The organism is Achromobacter sp. Marseille-Q0513, from assembly GCF_018195695.1.
GTDB lineage: Bacteria > Pseudomonadota > Gammaproteobacteria > Burkholderiales > Burkholderiaceae_B > Achromobacter.
This window is the reverse complement of record NZ_JAGTJY010000268.1, coordinates 1-5,661: the sequence shown is the minus strand read 5'-3', so window position 1 is coordinate 5,661 and position 5,661 is coordinate 1. Positions and strand designations below refer to the sequence as shown.

General features: G+C 68.0%; 5 protein-coding genes and 1 pseudogene. 3 read left to right on the top strand and 3 right to left on the bottom strand.

What is annotated here, in order from left to right; all coding sequences use genetic code 11:
* Position 1: 1 nt before the first annotated feature.
* Positions 2–130: a hypothetical protein gene (locus KDH83_RS32900; RefSeq protein WP_283093857.1), complete on the bottom strand. Its 129-nt coding sequence runs from the start codon at positions 128–130 to the stop codon at positions 2–4.
* Here KDH83_RS32900 and KDH83_RS29050 point away from each other — a divergent pair.
* Positions 129–1,022, top strand: a complete 894-nt coding sequence (locus KDH83_RS29050) for a LysR family transcriptional regulator (RefSeq protein ID WP_212322189.1) — start codon at positions 129–131, stop codon at positions 1,020–1,022. The genes KDH83_RS32900 and KDH83_RS29050 overlap by 2 nt on opposite strands.
* Positions 1,023–1,084: 62 nt before the next feature.
* Here KDH83_RS29050 and KDH83_RS29045 read toward each other — a convergent pair whose 3' ends face one another.
* Positions 1,085–2,287 (bottom strand): M20 aminoacylase family protein, encoded by a 1,203-nt coding sequence (locus tag KDH83_RS29045; protein ID WP_212322188.1) that lies wholly within the window; start codon positions 2,285–2,287, stop codon positions 1,085–1,087.
* A 77-nt stretch (positions 2,288–2,364) separates the two neighbouring features.
* Between KDH83_RS29045 and KDH83_RS29040 the strand changes: the two genes are divergently transcribed.
* A complete protein-coding gene (locus KDH83_RS29040; RefSeq protein WP_212322187.1) occupies positions 2,365–4,059 on the top strand; it encodes an AMP-binding protein in 1,695 nt (564 codons plus the stop codon).
* Between the two features lie 13 nt (positions 4,060–4,072).
* Here the strand turns inward: KDH83_RS29040 and KDH83_RS29035 are convergent, their stop codons facing one another.
* Positions 4,073–4,948 (bottom strand): inositol monophosphatase family protein, encoded by an 876-nt coding sequence (locus tag KDH83_RS29035; protein ID WP_212322186.1) that lies wholly within the window; start codon positions 4,946–4,948, stop codon positions 4,073–4,075.
* Between the two features lie 167 nt (positions 4,949–5,115).
* Here KDH83_RS29035 and mnmD point away from each other — a divergent pair.
* A pseudogene (gene mnmD / locus KDH83_RS29030) lies at positions 5,116–5,661 on the top strand (tRNA (5-methylaminomethyl-2-thiouridine)(34)-methyltransferase MnmD); the annotation flags it as partial.

Sequence of the window (5,661 nt, the reverse complement as noted above, 5' to 3'; positions counted from 1 at the left end):
CTCATGGTGGGCCTTCTGGAATATCTAAATAACTGGCTGGAATATTAAATTTACCAGCGTTATTTGAAAAATCTTTATTTTGAATATTTAATATCAGTAGTTCTGATATCTCTGCCTGCGCTACCGCCATGACGCCAGATCAACTGCTCACCTTCGCCTGTGTGGCCGACACCGGCAACATCAGTCGCGCCGCGCAGACGCTGCACCTGTCGCAGCCGGCGGTGTCGGGCCAGCTGCGCATGCTGCAGGAATGGTTCGGCGAGCCGCTATACCGCCGCAGCGGCCATGGCATCGCGCTGACCGAGGCCGGCGAGCGGCTGGCCGAGCAGGCCCGGCAACTGCGGCAGGTGTACCGGCAGGCGCAGGCCGTGCGCGAATCCTGGCGCGGGCTGGAGACGGGCGTGCTGCGCCTGGGCGCCAGCACCACGCCGGCCAGCTATCTGCTGCCCAGGTTGGTGGCCGAGTTCCGGCAGGCCTTTCCGGCCGTGAGCCTGCACCTGTCGGATGGCAACACGCGCGAGATCGTCGAACGGTTGCCCGTCCTGGACCTGGCCTTCATCGAAGGCGACGTGCCCGCGGGGCTGCCGGCCGACACGGCCGTGCATGCCTGGCGCCAGGATGAAGTGGTGGCCATCGTGCGCGCCGACCATGCGCTGTCGGGCAAGGGCGCCGTGACGCTGCGCGATCTGGCCGCGTCGCCGCTGGTCATGCGCGAGCCCGGTTCGGGGGTGCGGCGGCTGGTAGAGCGCGCCTTCGCCGATGCCGGCCTGGCGCCGTCGGTGGGGCTGGAACTGGCGGGCGTGGAGGGGGTGAAGCAGGCGGTGCGCGCCGGCCTGGGCGTGGGCTTCGTGTCGGGGATGTCGATGCGGCACGAGGACGGCGCGCTGGCCGCGTTGCGGCTGCTGCCCCGGCCGCTGACGCGCACGCTGAGCATCCTGGTGCCGCACGCGGATGCTGCGGCCCGCGCCGCCGGCCGTTTCCTGGCGATGTGCATGGCGGTCGGGCCGGCGGATGGCGCCTAGGATTGCGTGCCGCGCGCGGCGTCAGTGGCCCGGCCTGAGCCGGGCCGCCGGATGGCCTGGGTTCAGGCCTGGGGCTTGGCCAGGCGCTGCAGCGCCAGCTGGACCCAATATGTGCCGCCCAGCGGCAGCAGTTCGTCGTTGAAGTCGTAGCTGCCGTTGTGCAGCATGCACGGCCCCAGTCCGTGGCCGTGGGCGCGATGCTCGCCCATGCCGTTGCCGATCCAGACGTAGCAGCCGGGCAGTTCCTGCAGCATGAAGGCGAAGTCCTCGGCGCCCATGGTGGGTTGGACGTGGTCGTCGACCATGTCCTCGCCGACGATGCCGCGCAGCACCTCGGCGCAGAAGGCGGCTTCGTCGGGATGGTTGATGGTGGGCGGGTAGTTGCGCTGGAACTTGAACTCCACTTCGCAGCCCATCGCCGCGCAGGTGTGGCGGGCGATCTCTTCCATACGGCGTTCGATCAGATCCAGCACGTCCAGCGTGAAGGTGCGTACCGTGCCGCGCAGCTCGGCGTGGTTGGGCACCACGTTGTCGGCGCTGCCGGCGTGGATCTGGGTGATGCTCAGCACCGCGGCGTCGAGCGGATTGCGGTTGCGCGTGATGATGGTCTGCAGCGATTGCGCCATCTGCACCGCCGCCATGACCGGGTCGACGCCCAGGTTGGGCATGCCGGCGTGCGTGCCCTTGCCCTTGATGACGATCGAGAACTCGTTGCTGGACGCCATGATGGGGCCGGGCGTCAGGCCGAACTTGCCGGGCGGCATGCCGGGCCAGTTGTGCATGCCGAACACGGCTTCCATCGGGAAGCGCGTGAACAGGCCGTCGTCGATCATGCGCTTGGCGCCGCCGCCGCCTTCCTCGGCCGGCTGGAAGATCACGTAGACCGTGCCGGCGAAATCGCGGTGCTGCGACAGGTAGCGGGCCGCGGCCAGCAGCATGGCCGTGTGACCGTCGTGGCCGCAGGCGTGCATCTTGCCTTCGTGCTGGCTGGCGTGGGCGAAGGTGTTCGCTTCCTGCATGGGCAGCGCGTCCATGTCGGCGCGCAGGCCAACCGCGCGCTCGCCGGGGAGCTTGCCGCGGATGATGCCGACCACGCCGGTGCCGCCCAGGCCGCGATCGATCTCGATGCCCCATTCCTCGAGCTTGGCCGCGACGACGTCGGCGGTGCGGAACTCTTCAAAAGCCAGTTCGGGATGCGCGTGGATGTCGCGCCGGATGCCGGCGATATCGTTGTGCCAGGCGACGATGGGTTCGAGCAGTTTCATGGGGAAAATTCGGGGGACGAAAGAGAACGCAACAAGGGTATCATCATTCGAAAATCGAATTAATGGAGGCAAACACTATGGCTCGTCCGTGGCTCGCGCACTATCCGCAAGGTGTTCCCCAAGAGATTTCCACCGAGGGCTATGCCTCGCTGGTCGATTTGCTGGACCGGGCGTGTCAGCGCCATGCGGCCCGCACCGCCTGCACGGCGATGGGCACCGACATCACCTACGCCCAGCTCGACGCGCATGCCCGCGCCTTCGCCGCGTGGCTGCAGTCGTTGAACCTGCCCAAAGGGTCGCGCGTCGCGCTGATGATGCCCAATGTGCCGGCCTACCTGGTCAGCATGCTGGGCGCGCTGCGGGCCGGCCATATCGTGGTCAACGTCAACCCGCTGTACACGGCCGAAGAGCTGCAGCGCCAACTGCTGGACAGCGGCGCCGCGGTCATCGTGATCCTGGAAAACTTCGCGCGTACCTTGCAGAACGTGCGCACCCGCGGCGAGCTCAAGCACATCGTCGTGACCGGTCCCGGCGACCTGCTGGGCGGGCTCAAGGCGCCGCTGGTCAACTTCGTGGCGCGCCATATCAAGAAGATCGTGCCGGCCTGGCAGATCGACGGCGCGCGCATGCTGCCGGCGGTCCTGGCCGACGGCGCGCGGCGGCCGTTCACGCCTCCGGCGCTGTCGATGGACGACGTGGCCGTGTTGCAATACACCGGCGGCACCACCGGCGTGCCCAAGGGCGCCATGCTGTCGCATCGCAACCTGACCGCCAATGTGTTGCAGACCGAGGCCGTGGCCCAGCCCGTGATCCACGACCTGGCGGATCGCCAGCTCACCATCCTGAGCGCGCTGCCGCTGTATCACGTGTTCGCGATGACGGTTTGCGGCCTTTACGGGCTGCATGCGGGCATGCGCAACGTGCTCATCATCAATCCGCGCGACCAGCCTTCGCTGATCAATGCCTGGCGCAAGGTGCCCATCAATCTGTTCCCCGGCGTCAATACGCTGTTTAACGCGCTGGCGCACAACGAGGACTTCGCCAAGCTGGATTTCTCCGTGCTGCGGCTGACGCTGGGCGGCGGCATGGCGGTGCAGCAGGCGGTGGCCGAGCGCTGGCTGAAGATCACCGGACGGCCCCTGATCGAAGGCTACGGCCTGTCCGAGACCTCGCCGGTGGCCACGGTGAATCCGACCGACGCCACCGCCTATTCCGGTTCCATCGGCCTGCCGCTGCCGTCCACCGACGTGGCGATCCTGGACGACGCGGGCAACGAGGTGCCACTGGGCGAGCGCGGCGAGGTCGGCATCCGCGGGCCGCAGGTCATGCTGGGCTACTGGCGCAAGCCCGAAGAGACGCGCCAGTCCATGACCGCCGACGGTTACTTCCGCACCGGCGACATCGGCATCATGGACGAGCAGGGCTACACGCGCATCGTCGACCGCAAGAAGGACATGATCGCCGTGTCCGGCTTCAAGGTCTATCCGAATGAAGTCGAGGCCGCCGTGGCTCAGCATCCGGGCGTGCTGGAATGCGCGGCCATCGGCGTGCCGGACGAACACTCGGGCGAGGCGGTGAAGGTGTTCGTGGTGAAGAAGGATCCGTCGCTGACCGAGGAGCAGGTCCAGCAGTGGTGCAAGGACAAGCTCACGGGTTACAAGCGTCCGCGCTACGTGGAGTTCCGCGATGAGCTGCCCAAGAGCAACGTGGGCAAGATCCTGCGCCGCGAGCTGCGGCCCGACGTCGAGGCGGCGGCCAGGCCCGTGGCCTGAGCCGGGCGCGGGTTCAGTCTTGCTTGTCCAGGTGCGGGGCGATCATTTCGTGCAGGGCCTGGCCGATGGCGGCGTTGCCCGCCACGACCCGGCCGCCGATCGGCCAGGAGTCGCGCTTGTGCATGTCTGAGCAGATGCCGCCGGATTCACGCACCAGCAGCGTGCCGGCGGCCACATCCCAGGGCGCCAGCCCCATTTCCCAGTAGCCGTCATAGCGGCCGCAGGCCGTCCAGGCCAGGTCCAGCGCGGCAGCGCCCATGCGGCGCACGCCGCGCGCGCGGTTGATCGCGTCATGCAGCATGGGCATGTATTGCCCGGCGAAGGAAAAGTCGCGGAAAGGGAAGCCGGTGGCCAGCACCGCGTCCTCCAGCGTCTGCGTGCGCGAGCATGAGATGCGCCGGCCATTGAGCCATGCGCCCAGGCCGTAGACGGCGGTGAACAGCTCTTCGCGGCAGGGGTCGTAGACCACGCCAACCACCGGCGTGTCCTCGGCCAGCGGCTGGCCGGCAGACACCGATGCGCCGGCATGCGCGATCAATGCGATGGAAACCGCGTAGTGGGGGATGTCGTGCAGGAAATTGGTGGTGCCGTCCAGCGGGTCGATGTACCAGGTGGCGCTGCCTTGGGCCTGTCCGCCGGTTTCCTCGGCCACGATGCCGAACTGCGGCGTGCGCGCGCGCAGCTCCTGGATAATGGCGGCTTCGGCTTCGCGGTCGGCCTGCGAGACCAGATCGTTGCGCGCCTTGCGATCGATCACGAGATCGGCGCGGTGATGCGCGTAGGATTGCAGGATGGCGGCGCCGGCGTGCGCGGCGGTGACCGCCGCGTCGATCGTGGCGCACAGGTCTATGGGCGAACCCATCGAGCGGGGCTGATCGTAGGTATCCATGCGGCCAGTGTACGCCCCGCATGCGTCAGCCTTGTTGCGTCCGGCCCCAAAACCGCGCCGCCCGTGGCGTGCATCCAACGTCGGCGCCGCGTGGCCGGGCTGCGCAGGACCGTCGCGTCGTCCGATAATTCGCGTCATTCCCGAATCTGCAGGAATCCTGGTCCCTCATGTCTTCGTCTTATGTTCCCCTGGCGCCGGCGACGGTTGCCCTCGATGCCGAAGGCCGGCTCTACAGTCCGGCCTATGGCGACGTCTACCATTCGCCGGCGGGGGCGTTGGGCCAGGCCGAGCATGTGTTCCTGCGGGGCAATGGCCTGCCGGAACGCTGGCGCGGCAGGGATGCTTTCACGGTCTGCGAGACCGGGTTCGGGCTGGGCCTGAATTTCCTGGCGCTGTGGCGGGCATGGCGCGACGACCCGGCGCGCAGCGCGGCGCTGCACGTGTTGGCGGTCGAGGGCCATCCCTTTGCCCCGGCGGATCTGGCCGCGCTGCTGGCGCGCCACGCGCCCGAGGCGTTGGTCGGCCTGGCGCAAGAGCTGGCGGCTCAATGGCCGCTGCCGCTGCCAGGCTTGCACCGGCTCGAGTTCGACGGCGGGGCCGTCACGCTGACGCTGGCCTTTGGCGAGGCGCAAACCGTGGCGCCGCGATTGGACGCCTGCGTGGATGCGTACTTCCTGGATGCTTCGCGCCCGGACGCAACCCGCGCATGTGGG

Coding starts and splice junctions, on each gene's coding strand:
- KDH83_RS29050 (WP_212322189.1), top strand. CDS start 129: ATGACGCCAGATCAACTGCTCACCTTCGCCTGTGTGGCCGACACCGGC.
- KDH83_RS32900 (WP_283093857.1), bottom strand. CDS start 130: ATGGCGGTAGCGCAGGCAGAGATATCAGAACTACTGATATTAAATATT.
- KDH83_RS29045 (WP_212322188.1), bottom strand. CDS start 2,287: ATGAAACTGCTCGAACCCATCGTCGCCTGGCACAACGATATCGCCGGC.
- KDH83_RS29040 (WP_212322187.1), top strand. CDS start 2,365: ATGGCTCGTCCGTGGCTCGCGCACTATCCGCAAGGTGTTCCCCAAGAG.
- KDH83_RS29035 (WP_212322186.1), bottom strand. CDS start 4,948: ATGGATACCTACGATCAGCCCCGCTCGATGGGTTCGCCCATAGACCTG.